The organism is Caballeronia arationis (genome assembly GCF_001544975.2).
GTDB classification, from domain to species: domain Bacteria; phylum Pseudomonadota; class Gammaproteobacteria; order Burkholderiales; family Burkholderiaceae; genus Caballeronia; species Caballeronia arationis.
In genome coordinates this window covers 49862-70178 of the sequence record NZ_FCOG02000010.1, presented here as the reverse complement: position 1 = coordinate 70178, position 20317 = coordinate 49862, and the positions used below count along the sequence as shown (strand labels likewise).

The following is a 20317-nucleotide window of genomic DNA, read 5'->3' as shown; positions in this document are numbered from 1 at the left end:
TGTGCACGGGACCGGCGTGGTCGCGAAGGACCTATTATAAAATCCGTGCTTCACTTTGACTCGGCAACATTTCCCACTCGTGACTGCACGCCTCTATGCCCTGATTCCGTGCGCCGGCACCGGCAGCCGCTCCGGCGCGCCGATGCCGAAGCAATACCAGACCGTGGGCGGCCGCCCGATGCTGGGTCATACGCTTGCTGCATTCGATGCGTGCTCCGAATTTTCGCAGACGCTCGTCGTTCTCGCTCCCGACGACACCCATTTCGATGCCCGCCGCTTTGCCGGCCTGCGTTTCGCGGTTCAGCGCTGCGGCGGGGCATCGCGGCAGGCGTCGGTGTTCAACGGGCTTCACGCGCTCGCCGAATTCGGCGCGAAGGACGACGACTGGGTGCTCGTCCACGACGCGGCGCGCCCCGGCATCACGCCGGAGTTGATCCGCAAGCTGGTCGGGGAGCTGCGGGACGACGCCGTCGGCGGCATTCTGGCGCTGCCGGTCGCGGATACGTTAAAGCGGATCGAGGCCGAAGGCGAGGCGCACTCAGCCGGGCGCATCGCCCGCACGGAGTCGCGCAACGGCCTGTGGCAGGCGCAGACGCCGCAGATGTTCCGGCTCGGCATGCTGCGCGACGCGATCCAGCGCGCGCAGCAGGACGGCCACGATCTCACCGACGAAGCGAGCGCGATCGAATGGCTCGGCCATGCGCCGAGGCTCATCCAGGGCAGCCTGCGCAACTTCAAGGTCACTTATCCGGAAGACTTCGCGCTCGCCGCGGCGATGCTCGGCGCCGCGTCCTAATCTCTTTACAGCAGGGTTTTATCGATGGATTTCAGAATCGGACAGGGCTACGACGTTCACCAACTGGTGGAAGGGCGCGCGCTCATCATCGGCGGCGTGACGATTCCCTACGAACGCGGCCTGCTCGGCCATTCCGACGCCGACGTGCTCCTGCACGCGATCACGGACGCGCTGTTCGGCGCGGCATCGATGGGCGACATCGGCCGGCATTTTCCGGACACCGCGAAGGAATTTGCCGGCGCCGACAGCCGCGTGCTGCTGCGCGAGGCGTTCCGGCGCGTATCGGAGGCGGGATTCGCGATTGCCAACGTCGATTCCACCGTGATCGCGCAGGCGCCCAAGCTCGCGCCCCATATCGAAGGCATGCGCGCGAACATCGCTGCCGACCTCGAACTGCCGCTCGATCGCGTGAACGTGAAGGCGAAAACCAACGAGAAGCTCGGCTATCTCGGACGAGGCGAGGGTATCGAAGCGCAGGCGGCCGTGTTGCTGCGAAGGACTTCGATCGATCACTGAAAAGCGCAAACGCCACGTCGAACCGACGTGGCGTTTTTGCATCTGGGCCGCCAAAGCGGCTTACTTCGCTTCGGCTTCGATGGCGAGCGCCGCGGCGTTGATTACCGCCGCGATGCGGCCGACGTCGCGCAACTGCGTCGTGCTCATGCCTTCCGCGACCAGGTTCTCGTAATGCGACTTCACGCAGAAGTGGCACTTTCCGATGATCGACGCGGCGAGCGCGTACATCTCGAAGCGCCGCTTGTCGACGCCGCCATGCGACGCGTACGCGTTCATGCGCAGGCCGGCGGGCTGGGTTTTCAGGTCGGCGTTGCCGGCCATCTCGAGATACGGATACCAGACGTTGTTCATGCCCATCAAGGCGGCGGCGGTCAGCGCGGCGTTCGTCTCTTCCGGCGACAGCACGCCCGCCGAGCGGATCGTGGTCACGATCTTCGTCGCTTTCGCGGCATAGGCCGCCGCCAGCGCGACGCCGACCGCATCGTTGCCTTCCAGCGACGAGCGCGCGATCGTGCCGTCGACGTTCAGGCGGATGTCCTTGGCGTAATCGGGAATAAGTTCTTTAATCGAAGACAGAAATTCCATTGATTTCTCCTATGCGAATGCCGATGAAAAAGCCCGCTGGCTCATCGACTGGACAAGCATAGCGGGCCTGGCGTCAAGCCGTCGAACGCGCGTGACGCGTGCGCGAATGCTTACAGCGTTGCGCCGCCGACAGCGCGGTTGCACGGGCAGAGTTCGTCCGTTTGCAGGCCGTCGAGGATACGCAGCACTTCTTCCGGACTGCGGCCGACGTTCAGGTTGTTCACCGAAACGTGCTGGATGACATTGTCCGGGTCGACGATGAACGTCGCGCGCAGGGCCACGCCGGCTTCCTTGTCGCGCACGCCGAGCTGGTCGATCAACTCGCCCTTCACGTCACCGAACGAGTAGTGGTTCAGCTTGTTCAGGTCCTTGTGCTCACGGCGCCATGCGAGCTTGACGAACTCGTTGTCGACGCTGCCGCCGAGCAGGATGGCGTCGCGGTCGGCGAAGTCGTTGGCGAGCTTGCCGAATTCCACGATTTCCGTCGGGCAGACGAACGTGAAGTCCTTCGGGTAGAAATAGATGATCTTCCACTTGCCCGGGAACGACTGCTCGGTGATCTCTTCGAACGCCGACTGGCCGTTTTCTTCGTGATTGTTGAAACCCGGCTTTGCAGCGGTGACGGTAAACGCTTCGACTTTATCGCCCACGGTCTTCATATGACTACTCCTGTGTTCGTTGGAAGGACAAACCAAATTACCTGATCGCCGTAACGCCAGCATGACATGACGCCCGAAGCGTTTGCCGCTGCCGTCACACGAATCCCACTATAACTCTATTAAACAATTTATTCAATAGATTTTAACTAACGCACCGGATAGCTTTTGGCGAACGGCGTGATAGTTTTTTGCCCCTGGATTGCGCATTTTGGCTAGTCCCGTTGAGCATCGAACTTGCCGCCCTTGACGACGGGAAAGTCGATGGTGACTTCGAAGCCGGGACCTGGCAAACGGTTCCGCAGCCGCAACGTGCCGCGCTGGCGCGTGACGAGCCGCTGCACGATCGCCATGCCGAGGCCCGTGCCGTTCGCCTGCGTGCGCGCGGTGTCGACGCGATAGAACGGGCGGGTGATCAACGCGACCTGATCGTCGGGGATGCCGCGGCCCTCGTCCATCACGGTCAGCTCGACGCGTCCATGTGTCACATGCGTCTCCAGCCTGATGCGCGCGATGTCGTCGTGCTCGCTGCGGCCGTACTTGCGCGCGTTCTCCAGCAAATTGCCGATCACGCGCCGCGCATCCGTCGGATCGCCTTCGATCATCGCACCCTGAGCGAAATCCGTCTTCATCACGACGCCTTCGTCCGCATGAAACCGCGCGGCCAGTTCACCGGCGATCATCGACAGGTCGACGGCTTCCGGCATGCGCTGCATTGGCCGTGCGTAATCTAGAAAGCGCCCGATGATCATGTCCATCTGCTCGATGTCGTCGATCATCGCGAGCTTGGTGGTTTCGTCGGAAGGGCTCATTTCGGTTTCGAGCCGCAGACGCGCGAGCGGCGTGCGCAGGTCGTGCGAGATGCCCGCGAGCATCAGCGCGCGGTCCGCTTCGAGCTGCTCAAGGTCCTGCACCATCTGGTTGAAGCTGCGATTGGTCTCCGCGGCGACGCCCATGCCGCGCTCAGGCAGCGGTTCGGGCGACTGCCCCGAGCCGACCTTGCGCGCGGCAAGCGCAAGCCGGGCGAACGGCCGGTTCACGAGACTCGTGATGAACGCCGCGCCGAAGAGCGAGAGGGCGAGCGCGAATATGCCCCAGCCGGCCCACTGCAGGCCGGTGACGGTATCGAGCTGATCGCGGTCGAGCGCGACCCAGTAGTCGTCGTCGTCGATCTTGAAGCTGATCCAGACGCCCGGAATGTCGTTCACCGACTGCGCGATGATCGTCTCGTTGCCGAGCCGGCCGCGCACGTCGCGCTCGATCAGCCGGTTCAGCGATTCGTCCGGCTGGAGTTTGTATTTGTCGCTGGTTTCGCGCGGGTACACGCGCACGCCTTCATTGCTTTCCAGATCCTGCAGCAAGGCGCGGCGCAGATCGGGATCGGAATAAAGGAGGGCGGTGCGGGTGAGTTTGACGACCGCGACGAGCTGCAGGGCCACGCGCTGCGCGCGCGGCTCCCGCTCGATAACGCGAAAGCTCTGGAACCAGGCGGCGAGACTGACCGCGATCAACAGCGCGATCAGCGCAAAAGTCCGCCAGAACAGGCCGCCGAACGCGAGCGTCAGTAGCCGCCTGTCGATGCGCATGAGTCTTTCTGGTCCTGCCCGGTGAAGGTCACCAAGCGTGATTCGGGACGCCTTATGCGGCGCCGTCTGGGATGAAGACGTAGCCGAGGCCCCACACGGTCTGGATGAAGCGCGGGCTGCTCGGATCGGGCTCGATCAGCTTTCTCAGACGGGAGATCTGCACGTCGAGACTGCGATCGAACACTTCGTATTCACGGCCGCGCGCGAGTTCCATCAGCTTTTCACGCGAGAGCGGCTGGCGCGGATGGCGCGCGAACACTTTGAGGACCGAGAATTCACCCGTGGTCAGCGGAATTTCCTGACCATTCTTCGTGAGCGTGCGCGTAGCGAGGTTCAGCGCGAATTCGCCGAACTCGAACACCTCGGTGGTTTCCGAAGGCGCGCCCGGCAGTTCCGACGGCGATTGGCGACGCAGCACCGCATGAATGCGCGCGACGAGTTCGCGCGGATTGAACGGCTTCGGCAGATAGTCGTCCGCGCCCATCTCCAGGCCGACGATGCGATCGACATCCTCGCCCTTCGCGGTGAGCATGATGATCGGCGTACGGTCGTTGCTGCCGCGCAGGCGCCGGCAGATCGACAGGCCGTCTTCCCCGGGAAGCATCAGGTCGAGCACGAGGAGGTCGAAACGCTCGCGCACCCATAGCTTGTTCATCGACGGCGCGTTCTCAGCCACATAGACGTTGAAGCCCTGTTCGCCGAGATAGCGCCGAAGCAGGTCGCGAAGGCGGGGATCGTCGTCGACTACGAGTATTTTTGAAGGATTCTTGGTTTCCATGGCGGCATCTTAGCGCGATTAGAAAGGGGCCGAGTTTGTAACAATTCCAGCGTAACAGTTGGTTACAAAATTTACGGGGGCTGTGGCACGCCATATAGGTTCTGTGCGTACACTCCTTTACCTAAGCCCGTCATTCGGTAGATACTTCATTAGACCAACGCTCTGCGTCGGCGCCGCACAGAGGCCGTGCCGCCCGCGCAAAAGAGACTGAGAACTGTCCGGTTGTCGAGCAACGAAGGGAACAACATGAAGGGAGCGCGTCAGCGCGTACCTGTGCGCCCCGAGCGCATCTTCAAGAAGACGCTACTTGCTAGCGCGCTTTACGGCGCACTGACCATGCCCCCCGTGGCGGCTCCCGCCTACGCGCAGACCTCGTGGAATTCGACCCGCGACGCCGCCGCGTCAGACCGCACCGTGACCACGCCGCCCAACCGCTACGACGGCCGTATCATCCGCGCGCACCAGAACATGGGCAAGAATCAGGCCGGTAGTCGCAACAGCGATCCGCCGAAGCCCGCGTCGATGCAAACCATCCAGCAGACCGACCAGCCGCCCGCGCGGCCGCCCCGTCATGCCGTCATGACCGCCGACGAAAGACGTTTGTTGCGGCAGCATATCGAGGAAGCGGTCCGCGATCTCTACAAGCGGTGAGCCTTCCCGGCGGTCCGCGATGAACCGGCGCCAGTTCCTGTCGATGAGCGGCGCTGCCATGTGCGCGCCGGGCGTACTTGTCGACACGTCACATGCGTCGACCAGAAAGAACCCCGGCAAGACCCTCGTCATCGTCGAACTGAAGGGCGGCAACGACGGGCTCAATACGGTGGTCCCGTTTGCCGATTCCTTATATCGCACGCTGCGCCCGACGGTCGGTCTCGAGCGCGACCGCCTGCTGCAACTCGACGAACGCATCGCGCTTCATCCCGCCATCGAGCCGCTCATGCCACTCTGGCGCGATGGCCGGCTGGCCGTCGTGCAGGGCGTCGGTTATGCGCAGCCGAATCTTTCGCACTTCCGGTCGACGGAAATCTGGGACACCGCATCGCACGCCGATCAGTACCTGCGCGACGGCTGGCTTGCACGTGCGCTCGGAAGCTCGCTGCGCGCCGAGACGATCGCGATCGGCAGTGCGGAGGCCGGGCCGTTCGCGAAGGGCACGATAGAAGGCCTCCCGATGCGGCACGTTGCCGCGCCGTCGTTCGCCGCATCGGTCGATACGGCGATGCGGATGCTCGCCACGGCCGATTCCAATCAGGACATTACCGTGCTGCGCCTGACGCTCAACGGCTTCGACACGCATCAGAATCAGGCGCTTCGGCATGCCGCGCTGCTGAAAGAGCTGTCGGACGGTTTCGTTGCGCTTCGCCGCGCACTCGTGTCCCTAAAGCGCTGGGACGACTCGCTCATCATGACGTGCTCGGAGTTCGGACGCAGCGCCCGCGAAAACCAGACCGGCGGAACGGACCACGGCAGTGCGGCGCCACATTTCGTCGCGGGCGGCAGCGTGCGCGGCGGGCTGTACGGCGCGACGCCGGCACTCGCGAGCATCGACGGCAACGGCAACCTGCCGGTCGCGATCGACTTTCGCCGGCTTTATGCCACCGTGCTCGGCTCATGGCTCGATCTCGATGCCAGCGCGATCCTGCGTCAGCGCTTCGAGCCGTTGCCGCTGCTCTTCGCGTGAACAGTCAGCGCGTGCGCCAGCTGATCCACAGCTTGCGAATTGGCGTGAGTGCGATGCGCTGATGCAGCACCTGAAAATTCTCCCGTTCGACTTCGTCGAGCGCCGCGAGCGCCAGCGCCGCCTGCGCGCGCAAAAGCCGCTGGCCTGTGCGCTCGCTCGCGGGAATCGCAGCGAGCGCGTCGTTCAGCGACTTGCGCGCCCGTTCGACCTGAAAGCGCATCAGCGCGGTGAAGTCGTCGCTGTACTTGCGGTTGATGAGGTCGGCGGCCGTCACGCCAAAGCGCTGCAACTCGTCGATCGGAATGTAGATGCGGCCGTGACGCGCATCATCACCGAGTTCCAGCACGCGTTCCGCCAGCATCAGTGCCGAGCCGAGCGACGCGGCCCAGACGGCGGCCTGCGCCGGGTCGCGGGCGTTCACACGCGCCACCGCGACGGCAAACGCGCCGCCCGTCTGGCCGAGATAGCGGGCGAGGCCGGGCCAGTCGAGGTAACGCGCCTGATCGAGATCCATGCCGAAGCCGTCGACGAGCGTCTGCAACGACGCGAGGCCTGCATCGTCCAGCGCCGCATTCGAGCGGCCGCCGTGCGCGGCGAGCGCCTTCGTCACCGGATGCGACGGCTCGCCGCCGAAGAGGCTCGCGAGTTCCTTCTGCCACCACGCGTGCTTCGTGCGGCCGATGGTGGGGTCGCTGGTTTCCTTGACGGTCTCCTCCAGCTCGCGACGCAGCGCGTAGAGCGCGGTCAGGAGCGGCTGGCTCGCGGCCGGCGCGCGACGCAGCGCGTAGTACGTGCTTGAGCCATCGGGAGCGGCCTTTTGCTGGCAGTAGTCGTCGAAGTTCACTGGAGTCGGCGTAGTGGGATGGCATGTTCTCTTTACATGCTTCTCTCCGGAGGCATGTCGGGAACTATCGGCCTGAGCAAAAAAAGCCATTGAACATCAATGGCTTTTTTCGTGGCGCCCGATGCTGCAGCACGATGGCGCCGAGTGTCACGGGGTTTTACTTTGCGGAGTCGTCACTGCTTTGGAACCGCAGTGATGGTGCGAGGAAGGGGACTCGAACCCCTACACCATTGCTGGCGTCAGGACCTAAACCTGGTGCGTCTACCAATTTCGCCATCCTCGCCGCCTGATGCGCGCGCCGCAATGAACGCGCGATCCGCTCTGTCGGGGCTTGCACGGACGTTTGAAAAAACCGCGCGCCCGCCGCGCCAAGCGCAAGATTCTAACCGATTCGACCTGTGATGTCTGCACCAGGGGAACCGTCCCGACAGACGCCCTGTCACGGCCGGCCGGTATCGCGACGAAGGCTTTCGCGCCCGATACACGGCATTCACCGCCGGCGATTGCGCGTGTCATGCGTCCTGCCTACAATTCCTGTCTCGATATTGCTCAGGCAATCCATGACCCGCACATCGCGCAATCGCATCGTTGCATGGCTCGGCATTGCCGCCATGTGGCTCGCTATTGTCGCGCCGGTCGTGAGCCAGACGATCGCGGCGCGCTCAGGCGTCGCCGATGCCGAAGCGCCGATGTGCTCGGCCGAATTCGTTTCGACGCTGGCGTCAGGCGCGCTCGCCGCGCAGGAGGACGAGGGCGGGCACCATCACGGCGGCTATCAACAGACCGCCCGAGCCGCCGCTCCGGATAGCCACCACGCGTCGGCTGCGGATCATTTCGACGCGTGCTCGTACTGCGGGCTGCTCGCCCATAGTCTCCCGCTGCTGCCCGGCGCGGCGCCGCGCGCAGAGCGGGTCGAGCGCGTTACCCGCGTCGCCGTCACGGCCGGGACGCCAGCCGTCCACGCCAAGTCCTTCAACGCGGCGCGTCCGCGCGCGCCTCCCATCGTTTCCTGAGGTCCGTCATTCGTCCGGATCGCCACGCCGGTGCGTCTTTGCGCCCGGCCGATCCCGCGTTCACCTCTTCAGGATTTTCCGATGCTCGACTTATTCAGGCGAGCGCGGCAGCCATCGGGCTGCCGCGCTCCCGTGCGCTCGCGCACGTTCGCCCGCGTGCGCCTGCCGTACGCCTGGCTTCCTCTCTCGCTGATGGCGCAGGCGGCGTACGCCGCAACCACTGCAGAAGCGCCACCAGCTCAGTCGGAGAACGAAGCCGCCGCGCTCGCTCCGGTCGTCGTGACGGCCGCGGCGTCGCGGCCGCCGCTCGATTCGAATCTCCCGGCGAGCGTCTCGACCGTCACGGCTGACCAGTTCCAGTACTGGAACGTCGTCACGCTCGAAGACGTGCTCAAGTACGCGCCGAACATGGCCGTGCGCAAGCGCTTTATCGGCGACGTCAATTCGACGATCGCCGTGCGCGGCACGAGCAACTCGCAGACGGCGCGCGGCCTCGTCTATGCAGACGGCCTCCTGCTTAGCAACTTCCTCGGCAACACGTTTACGTTCGCGCCTCGCTGGTCGATGGTCTTCGCCGACGACATCGATCGCACCGACGTGATCTACGGCCCGTATTCCGCGCTGTATCCGGGCAACTCGATGGGCGCGACGGTCGCGATCACGACGCGCATGCCGACGCAGTTCCAGGCCGACGCGAAAGTGCAGGGCTACACGCAGCACTTCGACCTGTTCGGCGTGAACAGCAGCTTCAACGGCACGAACAGTTCGGCGACGATCGGCGACAAGATCGGGCGGTTCTCGTACCTGATCGGCGTCGATCATCTGGAGAACACGAGCCAGCCGCTGCAGTTCGCGACGCTCCCGCAATCGACGACAGCGGCGAAGCCGACCGACCGGCCCGTCACCGGCGCGTATTTCTATAACGACCAGAACAACGCCCGCACGGCGGTGCTCGGCGTGTCGGCGGAAGGGATCGAGCGCACGTTTCAGGACCAGTTGAGGGCGAGGCTCGCCTACGACCTCACGCCGACGCTGCAGGCAGGGTTCACGCTCGGCTACTGGCACCAGAAGTACAACAGCGACACGCAAACCTTCCTGCGCGACGCGAACGGCAATCCGGTGTATAGCGGGCTCGTGAATATCGGCGGGTTCGAGTACAACGTGTCGGCGGCGGCGTTCGCGCCGAGCCAGGGATCGAGCGAAAACTTCCTCTACGGTCTGTCGCTCAGGACGCGCAATGAAACCGGCTGGAACGGCGAAGCAGTCGCATCCTATTTCGACGTGACGCAGAGCATCGCGCGCACGGCGAGTTCGGGCGTGCCGGGCGACGGCCCGGGCACGATCGCGTATGGCGACGGCGCCGGCTGGAAGTCGCTCGATCTGCGCGCGACGTGGACGCCGCCCTCGGCCGATGCGGGACTCGCCGCGCACTGGGTCTCGTTCGGCTACCACTACGACAACTACTTTCTCGACAACGAGACGTACAACACCGCCGCCTGGCGCGATGGCGGCAACGGGTCGTTCGCGAATGCATTTGGCGGCCGCACGCAGACCCAGGCCGCGTATGTGCAGGATTCGTGGCGCTTCTTGCCGCGCTGGCGGCTGACCTACGGCGCGCGCTACGAGAACTGGAACGCGTATGACGGCACGCGCTCGCTCGGCGCGACGTCGCTCGCTTATGGCGATGCCAGCGAAAGCCACTGGTCGCCGAAGGCATCGCTTTCGTTCGATGTCACTTCGAACCTGCTGCTGCGTGCGTCGATCGGCCGCGCCTATCGTTTTCCGACGGTCGGCGAGCTGTTTCAGGGGCAGGTCAACGGCATCTCGATCGTCAACAACAACCCGAACCTGCAGCCCGAGGACGATCTCTCGAAGGAACTCACCGCGGAGTGGCAGCACGGCAATGGCCTGTACCGCTTCACGCTGTTCCAGGACGACGTGAAGAACACCATCTTCAGCCAGACCAATACGACCGTCATTCCGAACGTCACGAACTTCCAGAACATCGACAAGGTGCGCTCGCGCGGCATCGAGACGAGCTACGAAGGGCAGGACGTGCTGCTGCGCGGGCTCGACCTCGCGGCGAACGTCGCCTACACGCAGTCGAAGATCATCGCGAACAGCAGCAATCCGGCGTCGGTCGGGAAGTACTTCTATCGCATACCGCTCTGGCGCGCGAACGTCGTCGCGACGTATCGCGCCACCGAGAAGGCCGCGGTGACGCTCGCCGCGCGCTATTCGGGCCGCCAGTACAACACGCTCACCAACACCGACACCAATCCGAACACGTACGGCGGCACGAGCACCTACGCGGTCGTCGACACGAAGTTCACCTACCGGCCGACCAGGAAAACCGAGATCGGCATCGGTGTCGACAATCTCTTCGACCATCGCTATTACGTGTTCCATCCGTATGCAGGGCGGACCTTCTATCTCGAAGGGCGCATCGGCATCTGAGCCGGGGCCGTCAGTCATTCATTCCTGGGGATACGCTCATGCAAGGAAGCAACACTTTGAACGTCGCGGCCGACCAGCATCGGACGCTGTGGCGCTGGCATTTCTACGCGGGACTCTTCGTGATGCCGCTCCTGATCGTGCTCGCGATCACCGGCACGCTGTACTGCTTCCAGCCGCAGATCGAGCCGCTGCTCTATCGCGACCGGATGATCGTCGAGGAGCAGGCCGCGCCTCGCCTGCCGCGCGACACGCTGCTCGCTAAAGCCGTCGCGAGCGAGCCGCGCAACGCCGTGCCGACCACGGCGCAGATCGACGCCGATCCGCGCCGCAGCGCGGAGTTCGTGTTCCGCCTGCCGTCCGGCGAGAGCGAAAGCGTATACGTGAATCCGTACACGGGCGCGGTGCTCGGCACGCTCTCCGTCGAGCATCGCCTGATGAAGCAGATCCGCAACCTGCATCGCGGACTGATGCTCGGCAAGACCGGCGAACTCGTGATGGAACTCGCGGGCTGCTGGACGCTCGTGATGATCGGAACCGGCATCGCGCTGTGGTGGCCGAAGGCGCGACAGAAAGGCGGCGTATGGACGCCGCGCCTGACACTTCGCGGGCGCGCGTGGTGGCGCGACATCCATGCGGTCGGCGGCATCTGGCTCGCGGCAGGCGCGCTGTTCTTCGTGCTGAGCGGGCTGCCGTGGTCCGGCTCGTGGGGCAAGCAGTTCAAGGCGCTCGCGACATCGGCGCAACTCGGCTATCCGAAGGGCGCCTGGGGCGAGGCTCACGTGCATTCGGAGAAACCGTCGGCACCCGCCGAAGCCGCTGCCGATGCCGACGCAAATGCGCACGCCGGCATGTCCGGCATGAAGATGGACGACTTGCCGCTCGCGCAGACGCCGTGGGCCGTGGGCCTCACGCCGGTGCCGGACGCCACCGCGCCCGAAGCGGGCGCCGCACGCATTTCGCTCGACTCGGTGGTCGCGCTGGCGTCGGCGCCAGGCGTGAGCGACGGCTACAGCATCGCGCTGCCGACGTCCGCGAATGGCGTCTATACGGTGTCGTCCTTTCCCGCCGATCCGCGCGACGAGCGCACGCTGCACGTCGACCAGTACAGCGGCAAGGTCCTGGCCGACATCGCCTACAACGATTACGGCCGCGTCGCGCAGTGGATTTCGTTTGGGACGTCGCTGCACATGGGGCGCTATTTCGGGCTCGCGAACCAGCTCGTCTGCGGGGCGATTTCGCTCGGGCTCGCCGCGATGGCGCTCACCGGTTTCGTGATGTGGTGGAAGCGCAGTCCGGAGCGCGCGCTCGGCGCGCCGGCGCGGCCCGCGCAGCGCCTCCCGATGCGCGCGTGGAAGAGCGGCCTGACGATGCTCGGCCTCGTGTTCCCGCTGATGGGATTGACGATGCTGATCGTGTGGGTATCGGACCGGCTGGTGTTCGGGCGGGTGCAGCGGGCGGAGTCGTGAGCGGGTCACGATGCAAGGCACGCGACGCCGACGCGGCGCCGCGCGCTCGCCAGGCAGCTCGCCGACGAGCGTCAGTCGCGCGAGCGCGTCAACCCGCCTTACCGCACGCCGAACTTCAACCGCGTGAGCTGCTCGGCTTCGTTCGCAAGCAGCGTCGCGGCATCGCGGATCGCGACTTCGAGCGTGATCGGGCCCGGCGCCGGTGAAAAGCATCCGCTGAAGAATTCGGACAGGCGCGGCAGCGCCGCCGGATCGATCCCGCCCGACATCAGCGTCGCTTCGATGTTCGCTGCCCGCGCATGCTTGCACGCGATGAACGGCGCCTTGCCGTGCAGCGTCTGCACATCCGAGCGCCCTTCGCCGGTGATGAGCCAGCTCGCGCCCTCGAGCGCCGCATCGAGCCCGATCTTGCGCGCGACGACCTCCGCGCCCGGCTCGAACTGCGCACCCAGCATGTGCAGCGCGAAGCCGAGGCCGCCCGCCGCGCCCGCGCCCGGATTGTCGCGGGTGTCGCGTCCGAGCGCCGGTTCGAGCAGATCGGCGAAATGGGCGAGGGCAGCATCGACGTCCTTCACCTGCGCGGGTTCGACACCTTTCTGCGGCCCGAAGATCGCGGTCGCGCCGTGCTCGCCGGTGAGCGGATTGTCGACATCCGACATGCCGATGAATTCCGCGTCCTTCAGTCGCGCATCGAGCCCGGAGGCGTCGATGCGGGCGATCTTCGGCAGCGACGACGGCGTCGGCGCGAGTTCGTTGCCGTCGGCATCGAAAAGCCTGAGGCCGAGGCCGACCAGGAGGCCCGCGCCGCCGTCATTGGTGCTGCTTCCGCCGAGCGCCACATAGAAGCGCCGCGCCCCCAGGTCGAGCAGCGCGCGGATCGCTTCGCCCATGCCGCGCGTATCGCGTTCGGTAACCGGAACGGCCATGCCGTCCGCGTCGGTGATGCCGACGACTTCCGCCGTCTCGAGAATCGCGCTGCCGTCGCCGAGCAGGCCCGTCGCCGCCTGGCGCCGGTCGCCCGCGGCGCCGCGCACGTCCAGCATGCGGCGCTCGCCTCCCGCCGCGAGCATGGCGTCGAGCGTGCCTTCGCCGCCATCGGCCATCGGGCAGATCCGCACGACGGCATCCGCGCGTGCGCGCCGCACGCCCGTCGCGATGGCGTTCGCCACCTGTTCGGCGCTGAGCGAGCCTTTGAAGGAATCAGGAGCGATGACGACGACAGGTGCGGACATGGCGTTTGGCATGGTGTCTCGGGTATTGGAATGGATTGAAATCGCGCGGCGAGGACTCATGTAACTCCCTTGCCGCATGCGCTCCCCGCGTGGCCGGACGGCCAAAAGCGGATGCGCGTCGCGCCGGCAAGCTTATCAGCGCGTCGCGCTGCGCAAAATAGCGTCGCTGCGATAGCCGGCATTGTGCGCGCGGATTCGGCCTTCAGAAACGCGGATTAACGCCGAAATCGGCCCGGAAATGCCCCGATTTATGCACCGGGCAGGCAAACGCGGCGAGGGCATCGAATTGTTTGCTAAAATGTTCGGCTCTGTTGACTCGTAACACGTCGACGGCAGCCCGGACATCGGAACATGCAGCGCGCGAGCGCTCCCGGTGCGCGGCGCCGGGCATGGCGCGGTACGAACCAGCCACAGACCAGACACACCCGTCAAACGAACCCGAATACCCGAATACTCTAGGACGATAGAAGCCATGGCTAACGTTGAAAACCTCGGCAAGCTCGAACGCCGCGTGACCATTTCCCTGCCGAAGGACACGGTGCAGAAGGAAGTGGATTCGCGTATCCGCCAACTGGCGAAGAACGTGCGCATGCCGGGTTTCCGCCCGGGCAAGGTGCCGCTCAAGATGGTCACGCAGCAGTACCAGGGCCAGGTCGAAGCCGAAGTGCTGAGCGACAAGGTCGGCAAGGAGTTCTTCGACGTGACGCGCGCCGAAAACCTGCGCGTCGCAGGCCAGCCGAGCTTTGCGCCGAAGGGTGACGAAGCGCCGGCCGACGCCTACGCGTTCGACGCGACCTTCGAGATCTATCCGGAAGTGAAGCTGGGCGACGTCGCGACGGCCGAAATCGAGCGCACGGTCACGACCATCTCGGAAGCCGAAATCGACCGGACGCTGGACATCCTGCGCAAGCAGCGCGTGCACTACCACGCGCGCGGCGAAGCGGGCGAGCATGGCGACGGCGGCGGCGAAACCGCGGCCAAGGACGGCGACCGCGTGACGATGGATTTCGTCGGCAAGATCGACGGCGAAGCGTTCCAGGGCGGCAGCGCGGAAGATTTCTCGTTCGTGCTCGGTGAAGGCCGCATGCTGCCGGAATTCGAAAAGGCGGCGCTCGGCCTCGCGGTCGGCGAATCGCGCGAATTCGACCTGAAGTTCCCCGAGGACTACCACGGCAAGGAAGTGGCGGGCAAGACGGCGCAATTCACGATCACGATGAAGAAGATCGAGTGGCCGCATCTGCCGGAAATCGACGGCGAATTCGCGAAGTCACTCGGGATCGAAGACGGCGATCTCTCGAAGATGCGCGCCGAAATCAAGGACAACCTCGAGCGCGAAGCGAAGCGCCGTACGCAGCAGATCGTGAAGAACCAGGTCATGGATGCGCTCCTCAAGATCTCCGAACTCGACGTGCCGAAGGCGCTGATCGAGCAGGATCAGGAGCGTCTCGTCGAGATGGCGCGCCAGGATCTGCAGCAGCGCGGTGTGCCGAACGCGGCTGACGCGCCGATCCCGGCCGAAATGTTCGCCGAGCAGGCCGAGCGCCGCGTGAAACTGGGCCTCGTTCTTGCAGAGCTGGTGAAGGCGAACGAGTTGCAGGCGAAGCCGGAACAGATCCGTGCGGAAGTAGACGAATTCGCCAAAAGCTACGAAGACCCGAAGGAAGTCGTCCGCTGGTATTATTCCAACCAGCAGCGCCTGTCCGAGATGGAAGCGTACGTTGTAGAGAGCAACGTCGTCGACTTCGTGCTCGGGAAGGCCAAGGTGACCGACAAGGAAGTCAGCTTCGAGGAACTGGCGAGCGCAACAGCGCAGCCTTAAGCGACGTCCAAGGGGCGTGCGGGTCGTCGGCGTGACGGCCCGCACGCCTTTTTGCATTAAAGTTTGTGCGAGCGGATGCCGTTGTTCCGCTGAATGTTCTTGTGTGGTCCAGTATCCCTATTCCGAACAAGGAAATTGCATGACCTTTCGCGCTCAATTGCTCGACACACTCGCCTCAAATGCGCCGCGGGACTTCGAAGCCCAGGCGCTCGGCCTCGTTCCGATGGTCGTGGAAACGAGTGGCCGCGGCGAACGTGCCTATGACATCTACTCGCGTCTGCTGAAAGAGCGCGTGGTGTTCCTCGTCGGCGAAGTGAACGACCAGACGGCGAATCTCGTCGTCGCGCAGTTGCTGTTCCTCGAAAGCGAGAATCCAGACAAGGACATCAGCCTCTATATCAACAGCCCGGGCGGTTCGGTTTCGGCGGGCATGGCGATTTACGACACGATGCAGTTCGTGAAGCCCGACGTCGCGACGCTGTGCATGGGTCTTGCTGCAAGCATGGGCGCGTTCCTGCTGGCGGCCGGTGCGAAGGGCAAGCGCGTTGCGCTGCCGAACGCCCGCGTGATGATCCACCAGCCGCTTGGCGGCGCACGCGGCCAAGCGTCCGACATCGAGATTCAGGCGCGCGAAATCCTGTACCTGAAGGAGCGCCTGAACCAGTTGCTGTCGCATCACACGGGTCAGCCGGTCGAGCGCATTGCGCGCGACACCGACCGCGACAACTTCATGTCCGGCGATGACGCGCAAGCCTACGGTCTCGTCGACCAGGTGCTGCACAAGCGTCCCTGATCGCATTTTCAAGCAACATCGCGCTGGCTTGCCGAACGAAGCCAGCCCGCCCGAAGCGCCTGCGGCAGAACGCCAGTGACCTTTCGTTGTCGCGCCGGCCGTATCTGCGTGACGAGATCGAAGGGCGTATTATGTAATCGAGTGTCCGGAGGCTTACACATCTATGGCGGACAAAAAAGGTTCAAACAGCGAAAAGCTGTTGTATTGCTCGTTTTGCGGCAAGAGCCAGCATGAGGTTAAAAAGCTCATCGCTGGCCCGTCGGTGTTCATCTGCGACGAATGTATCGATCTGTGCAACGAGATCATTCGCGACGAAGCAGCCGGCGCGGCGGAAGAAGCCGGACTCTCGAAGTCCGACCTGCCGAGCCCGCAGGAAATCAGCGATATTCTTAATCAGTACGTGATCGGCCAGGAACGCGCGAAGAAGATTCTCGCGGTGGCTGTGTACAACCATTACAAGCGTCTCAAACATCTCGACAAGAAAGACGAGATCGAGCTGTCCAAGAGCAACATTCTCCTGATCGGGCCGACCGGCTCGGGCAAGACCTTGCTCGCGCAGACGCTTGCACGAATGTTGAACGTCCCGTTCGTCATCGCCGATGCGACGACGCTGACGGAAGCCGGCTACGTCGGCGAAGACGTCGAGAACATCATTCAAAAGCTGCTGCAAAACTGCAACTACGAAGTCGACAAGGCGCAGCGCGGCATCGTTTATATCGACGAAATCGACAAGATCAGCCGCAAGTCGGATAACCCGTCCATCACGCGCGACGTGTCGGGCGAGGGCGTCCAGCAGGCGTTGCTCAAGCTGATCGAAGGCACGATGGCGTCGGTGCCGCCGCAAGGCGGGCGCAAGCACCCGAACCAGGATTTCATCCAGGTCGATACGACCAACATCCTGTTCGTCTGCGGCGGCGCGTTCGACGGGCTCGAAAAAGTCATTACCGATCGCACGGAAAAGACCGGCATCGGCTTTGGCGCGAGCGTGAAGAGCAAGCAGGAGCGCGATGCGGGCGAAGTGCTGCGCGACGTCGAACCGGAAGACCTGATCAAGTTCGGCCTGATTCCGGAACTGATCGGCCGTCTGCCGGTGGTCGCCACGCTCGGCAAGCTCGACGAAACCGCGCTCGTGAAGATCCTGATCGAGCCGAAGAACGCGCTCGTGAAGCAGTATCACAAGCTTTTCAACATGGAACGGGTCGAACTCGAAATCCGTCCGGCGGCGTTGCAGGCCATTGCGCAGAAGGCGATCCGCCGCAAGACCGGCGCGCGCGGACTGCGTTCGATTCTGGAACAGGCGTTGCTGGACGTAATGTACGAACTCCCGACGATGAAGGGCGTGAGCAAGGTCATTGTCGACGACAACACGATCGACGGCGACGGCAAGCCACTGCTCATCTATGAAGATGCACCGAAGGTAGCGGGCTCGAACTGAGATTGGGCTGTGTGTCGGCGAAAGGCCGTTCATGGCAACGTGAACGGCTTTTTGTTTATTTTTCGGATATCTTGTGGACGTTACTGACGCGATCTTTTCGAACTGAACTTTTCCCTCATGCGTAGGCTTGTATTTGATGTCCGCAGGCCTTACTTACGAACGAACTGATTCCACTACTGGGGAAATGAAATGTCAGGAACCCAACTCCTCCCGCAGGAACGCATCACGCTCCCGCTGCTTCCGCTGCGCGACGTAGTCGTTTTCCCGCATATGGTGATTCCGCTCTTCGTCGGGCGGCCCAAGTCGATCAAGGCGCTCGAAGCCGCGATGGAAGGCGGCAAGCACATCATGCTCGTCGCCCAGAAAACGGCGGCGAAGGACGAGCCGACCGAAAAGGACATGTACGAAGTTGGCTGTATCGCCAACATCCTGCAGATGCTGAAGCTGCCCGACGGCACCGTGAAAGTGCTCGTCGAAGGCCTGCAGCGCGCGAAGACGCTCTCCATCGAAGAGCAGGAAACCCAATTCTCGTGCGACGTGATGCCGCTCGAACCCGACCACGCCGACAGCGCCGAAACCGAAGCGCTGCGTCGCGCGATCGTGTCGCAGTTCGACCAGTACGTGAAGCTCAACAAGAAGATTCCGCCGGAGATCCTGACCTCGCTGTCGGGCATCGACGAAGCGGGTCGCCTTGCCGACACGATCGCCGCGCATCTGCCGCTCAAGCTCGACCAGAAGCAGCACATCCTCGAGATGTTCCCGGTCATCGAGCGCCTCGAGCATCTGCTCGCGCAACTCGAAGCCGAAATCGACATCCTGCAGGTCGAAAAGCGCATCCGTGGACGCGTGAAGCGTCAGATGGAAAAGAGCCAGCGCGAGTACTACCTGAACGAACAGGTCAAGGCCATCCAGAAGGAACTGGGCGAAGGCGAAGAGGGCGCGGATCTCGAGGAACTCGAGAAGCGCATCACCGCCGCACGCATGCCGAAGGAAGCCAAGAAGAAGGCCGACGCCGAACTGAAGAAGCTCAAGCTGATGTCGCCGATGTCGGCGGAAGCGACGGTCGTGCGCAATTACATCGACACGCTGATCGGCCTGCCGTGGCGCAAGAAGAGCAAGGTCAACAATGACCTCACGAATGCAGAACGCGTGCTCGACGAAGACCACTTCGGCCTCGAAAAGGTCAAGGAACGCATTCTGGAGTATCTCGCGGTCCAGCAACGCGTCGAGAAGGTGAAGGCGCCGATCCTGTGCCTGGTCGGGCCTCCGGGCGTCGGCAAGACCTCGCTCGGGCAGTCTATCGCACGCGCAACGAACCGGAAGTTCGTGCGCATGGCGCTGGGCGGCGTGCATGACGAGTCCGAAATTCGCGGTCACCGCCGCACGTATATCGGCTCGATGCCGGGCAAGATCCTGCAAAGCCTCGCGAAAGTCGGCGTGCGCAATCCGCTCTTCCTGCTCGACGAAGTCGACAAGATGGGCATGGATTTCCGCGGCGATCCGGCGTCGGCTCTGCTCGAAGTGCTCGATCCCGAACAGAACCATACGTTCGCCGATCACTACATCGAAGTCGACTTCGACCTGTCGGATGTGATGTTCGTCGCGACGTCGAACTCGCTGAACATTCCGCCGCCGCTGCTCGACCGGATGGAAGTCATCCGCCTCTCGGGTTACACCGAAGACGAGAAGGTCAGCATCGCGCAGCGTTACCTGCTGCCGAAGCAGAAGCGCAACAACGGCCTGAAGGACGGCGAAGTCGATGTGACCGAGCAGGCCATCCGCGACATCATTCGTTACTACACGCGTGAAGCGGGCGTGCGTTCGCTCGAACGTGAAATCTCGAAGATCTCGCGCAAGGTCGTGAAGATGCTGCTGCTGAAGAAGGCGGAAGGTGCGGTCAAGGTCGACGGCAGCAATCTCGACACCTTCCTCGGCGTGCGCAAGTACGACTTCGGTCTGGCTGCGAAGGAAAACCAGGTCGGCCAGGTAACGGGTCTCGCGTGGACGGAAGTCGGCGGCGATCTGCTGACGATCGAAGCGGCGTCCATGCCCGGCAAGGGCAACGTGATCCGCACGGGTTCGCTCGGCGACGTGATGAAGGAATCGGTCGAAGCGGCGCGCTCGGTGGTTCGCTCGCGTTCGCGGCGTCTGGGCGTGGCGGATGAAGCCTTCGAGAAGAAGGACATCCACATTCACGTGCCCGAAGGCGCGACACCGAAGGACGGTCCGTCCGCCGGTATCGCGATGACGACGGCGCTCGTGTCCGTGCTCACCGGCATCCCGGTGCGTGCCGACGTGGCGATGACCGGCGAAATCACGTTGCGCGGCGAAGTGCTGCCGATCGGCGGACTGAAGGAGAAGCTGCTGGCGGCGCATCGCGGCGGCATCAAGCTCGCGCTGATTCCCGAAGAGAACACGAAGGATCTCGCGGACATCCCGGACAACGTGAAGAACGCAATCGAGATCATTCCGGTTCGCTGGATCGACAAGGTGCTCGAACTCGCGCTCGAACGTGTGCCGGAGGCGCTGCCTGAAGAGGAAGCGAAGCCGGCACCGGTCGCCGCCGAAGCGCAAAAGGATTCGCCTGCAGCCGGCGAGTTCGTCAAGCACTAAGGCGTCGACATCGGTAACGCAACACTTGTTGCGTTACTGAGCACTAA

Annotated in this window: 17 protein-coding genes and 1 tRNA gene; 11 read left to right on the top strand and 7 right to left on the bottom strand. The window is 63.7% G+C overall.

Annotated elements, in window-relative coordinates; all coding sequences use genetic code 11:
- The first annotated feature begins 79 nt into the window (after positions 1 to 79).
- Complete coding sequence (gene ispD / locus AWB81_RS08330) at positions 80 to 796, top strand: 2-C-methyl-D-erythritol 4-phosphate cytidylyltransferase (protein WP_062634065.1); 717 nt, start codon at positions 80 to 82, stop codon at positions 794 to 796.
- 24 nt (positions 797 to 820) lie between these two features.
- Complete coding sequence (ispF, locus tag AWB81_RS08325) at positions 821 to 1312, top strand: 2-C-methyl-D-erythritol 2,4-cyclodiphosphate synthase (protein ID WP_062634063.1); 492 nt, start codon at positions 821 to 823, stop codon at positions 1310 to 1312.
- Positions 1313 to 1372: 60 nt separating this feature from the next.
- Here ispF and AWB81_RS08320 read toward each other — a convergent pair whose 3' ends face one another.
- The 4 genes from AWB81_RS08320 to ompR form a co-directional block, all read right to left on the bottom strand.
- A complete protein-coding gene (locus tag AWB81_RS08320) occupies positions 1373 to 1897 on the bottom strand; it encodes a carboxymuconolactone decarboxylase family protein (protein ID WP_062634061.1) in 525 nt (174 codons plus the stop codon).
- A gap of 110 nt (positions 1898 to 2007) precedes the next feature.
- Positions 2008 to 2556 carry a peroxiredoxin gene (locus AWB81_RS08315; RefSeq protein ID WP_062634059.1) on the bottom strand — a complete coding sequence of 183 codons (549 nt, stop codon included), beginning with the start codon at positions 2554 to 2556 and terminating at the stop codon, positions 2008 to 2010.
- 212 nt (positions 2557 to 2768) lie between these two features.
- Entirely contained in the window at positions 2769 to 4139 is a 1371-nt protein-coding gene (locus AWB81_RS08310; RefSeq protein WP_062634057.1) for a two-component system sensor histidine kinase GluS, read from the bottom strand.
- A 52-nt stretch (positions 4140 to 4191) separates the two neighbouring features.
- On the bottom strand, positions 4192 to 4917 hold the full coding sequence (gene ompR, locus AWB81_RS08305; protein WP_062634056.1) for a two-component system response regulator GluR: 726 nt from the start codon (positions 4915 to 4917) through the stop codon (positions 4192 to 4194).
- Positions 4918 to 5163: 246 nt separating this feature from the next.
- Here ompR and AWB81_RS08300 point away from each other — a divergent pair, with 246 nt between their 5' ends.
- Positions 5164 to 5568, top strand: coding sequence for a hypothetical protein (locus AWB81_RS08300; RefSeq protein ID WP_062634203.1), 405 nt, complete (start codon positions 5164 to 5166; stop codon positions 5566 to 5568).
- 19 nt (positions 5569 to 5587) lie between these two features.
- Entirely contained in the window at positions 5588 to 6598 is a 1011-nt protein-coding gene (locus AWB81_RS08295; protein ID WP_062634054.1) for a DUF1501 domain-containing protein, read from the top strand.
- Between the two features lie 4 nt (positions 6599 to 6602).
- On the opposite strand, the gene AWB81_RS08290 is transcribed toward AWB81_RS08295, so the two are convergent.
- The gene (locus AWB81_RS08290) at positions 6603 to 7442 is read right to left on the bottom strand and encodes a squalene/phytoene synthase family protein (protein WP_062634052.1); all 840 of its coding nucleotides are present in this window, start codon (positions 7440 to 7442) and stop codon (positions 6603 to 6605) included.
- A 196-nt stretch (positions 7443 to 7638) separates the two neighbouring features.
- Positions 7639 to 7725 (bottom strand) — tRNA-Leu (locus tag AWB81_RS08285).
- A gap of 277 nt (positions 7726 to 8002) precedes the next feature.
- Between AWB81_RS08285 and AWB81_RS08280 the strand changes: the two genes are divergently transcribed.
- From AWB81_RS08280 to AWB81_RS08270, 3 genes are all read left to right on the top strand, one after another.
- Positions 8003 to 8455 (top strand): DUF2946 domain-containing protein, encoded by a 453-nt coding sequence (locus AWB81_RS08280; RefSeq protein ID WP_062634050.1) that lies wholly within the window; start codon positions 8003 to 8005, stop codon positions 8453 to 8455.
- A gap of 81 nt (positions 8456 to 8536) precedes the next feature.
- Positions 8537 to 10912 carry a TonB-dependent receptor gene (locus AWB81_RS08275; protein WP_062634048.1) on the top strand — a complete coding sequence of 792 codons (2376 nt, stop codon included), beginning with the start codon at positions 8537 to 8539 and terminating at the stop codon, positions 10910 to 10912.
- Between the two features lie 38 nt (positions 10913 to 10950).
- A complete protein-coding gene (locus AWB81_RS08270; protein WP_062634046.1) occupies positions 10951 to 12378 on the top strand; it encodes a PepSY-associated TM helix domain-containing protein in 1428 nt (475 codons plus the stop codon).
- 98 nt (positions 12379 to 12476) lie between these two features.
- On the opposite strand, the gene AWB81_RS08265 is transcribed toward AWB81_RS08270, so the two are convergent.
- Positions 12477 to 13622, bottom strand: coding sequence for a glycerate kinase (locus tag AWB81_RS08265; RefSeq protein ID WP_062634045.1), 1146 nt, complete (start codon positions 13620 to 13622; stop codon positions 12477 to 12479).
- Positions 13623 to 14082: 460 nt separating this feature from the next.
- Here AWB81_RS08265 and tig point away from each other — a divergent pair, with 460 nt between their 5' ends.
- The 4 genes from tig (at position 14083) to lon (ending at position 20270) form a co-directional block, all read left to right on the top strand.
- Complete coding sequence (tig, locus tag AWB81_RS08260) at positions 14083 to 15429, top strand: trigger factor (protein WP_062634043.1); 1347 nt, start codon at positions 14083 to 14085, stop codon at positions 15427 to 15429.
- A gap of 139 nt (positions 15430 to 15568) precedes the next feature.
- Complete coding sequence (gene clpP, locus AWB81_RS08255; protein WP_062634041.1) at positions 15569 to 16222, top strand: ATP-dependent Clp endopeptidase proteolytic subunit ClpP; 654 nt, start codon at positions 15569 to 15571, stop codon at positions 16220 to 16222.
- 163 nt (positions 16223 to 16385) lie between these two features.
- Positions 16386 to 17657 carry an ATP-dependent Clp protease ATP-binding subunit ClpX gene (gene clpX / locus AWB81_RS08250; RefSeq protein WP_062634039.1) on the top strand — a complete coding sequence of 424 codons (1272 nt, stop codon included), beginning with the start codon at positions 16386 to 16388 and terminating at the stop codon, positions 17655 to 17657.
- Positions 17658 to 17846: 189 nt separating this feature from the next.
- Entirely contained in the window at positions 17847 to 20270 is a 2424-nt protein-coding gene (gene lon / locus AWB81_RS08245) for an endopeptidase La (RefSeq protein ID WP_062634037.1), read from the top strand.
- The last annotated feature ends 47 nt before the right edge of the window (positions 20271 to 20317 follow it).

Excerpts from the sequence above, each read along its gene's own strand:
- AWB81_RS08315 (WP_062634059.1), bottom strand. The coding sequence starts at position 2,556 with ATGAAGACCGTGGGCGATAAAGTCGAAGCGTTTACCGTCACCGCTGCA.
- ompR (WP_062634056.1), bottom strand. The coding sequence starts at position 4,917 with ATGGAAACCAAGAATCCTTCAAAAATACTCGTAGTCGACGACGATCCC.
- AWB81_RS08295 (WP_062634054.1), top strand. The coding sequence starts at position 5,588 with ATGAACCGGCGCCAGTTCCTGTCGATGAGCGGCGCTGCCATGTGCGCG.
- AWB81_RS08270 (WP_062634046.1), top strand. The coding sequence starts at position 10,951 with ATGCAAGGAAGCAACACTTTGAACGTCGCGGCCGACCAGCATCGGACG.
- AWB81_RS08275 (WP_062634048.1), top strand. The coding sequence starts at position 8,537 with ATGCTCGACTTATTCAGGCGAGCGCGGCAGCCATCGGGCTGCCGCGCT.
- AWB81_RS08310 (WP_062634057.1), bottom strand. The coding sequence starts at position 4,139 with ATGCGCATCGACAGGCGGCTACTGACGCTCGCGTTCGGCGGCCTGTTC.
- clpX (WP_062634039.1), top strand. The coding sequence starts at position 16,386 with ATGGCGGACAAAAAAGGTTCAAACAGCGAAAAGCTGTTGTATTGCTCG.
- AWB81_RS08280 (WP_062634050.1), top strand. The coding sequence starts at position 8,003 with ATGACCCGCACATCGCGCAATCGCATCGTTGCATGGCTCGGCATTGCC.
- ispF (WP_062634063.1), top strand. The coding sequence starts at position 821 with ATGGATTTCAGAATCGGACAGGGCTACGACGTTCACCAACTGGTGGAA.
- lon (WP_062634037.1), top strand. The coding sequence starts at position 17,847 with ATGTCAGGAACCCAACTCCTCCCGCAGGAACGCATCACGCTCCCGCTG.
- AWB81_RS08300 (WP_062634203.1), top strand. The coding sequence starts at position 5,164 with ATGAAGGGAGCGCGTCAGCGCGTACCTGTGCGCCCCGAGCGCATCTTC.
- clpP (WP_062634041.1), top strand. The coding sequence starts at position 15,569 with ATGACCTTTCGCGCTCAATTGCTCGACACACTCGCCTCAAATGCGCCG.
- AWB81_RS08320 (WP_062634061.1), bottom strand. The coding sequence starts at position 1,897 with ATGGAATTTCTGTCTTCGATTAAAGAACTTATTCCCGATTACGCCAAG.
- tig (WP_062634043.1), top strand. The coding sequence starts at position 14,083 with ATGGCTAACGTTGAAAACCTCGGCAAGCTCGAACGCCGCGTGACCATT.
- AWB81_RS08265 (WP_062634045.1), bottom strand. The coding sequence starts at position 13,622 with ATGCCAAACGCCATGTCCGCACCTGTCGTCGTCATCGCTCCTGATTCC.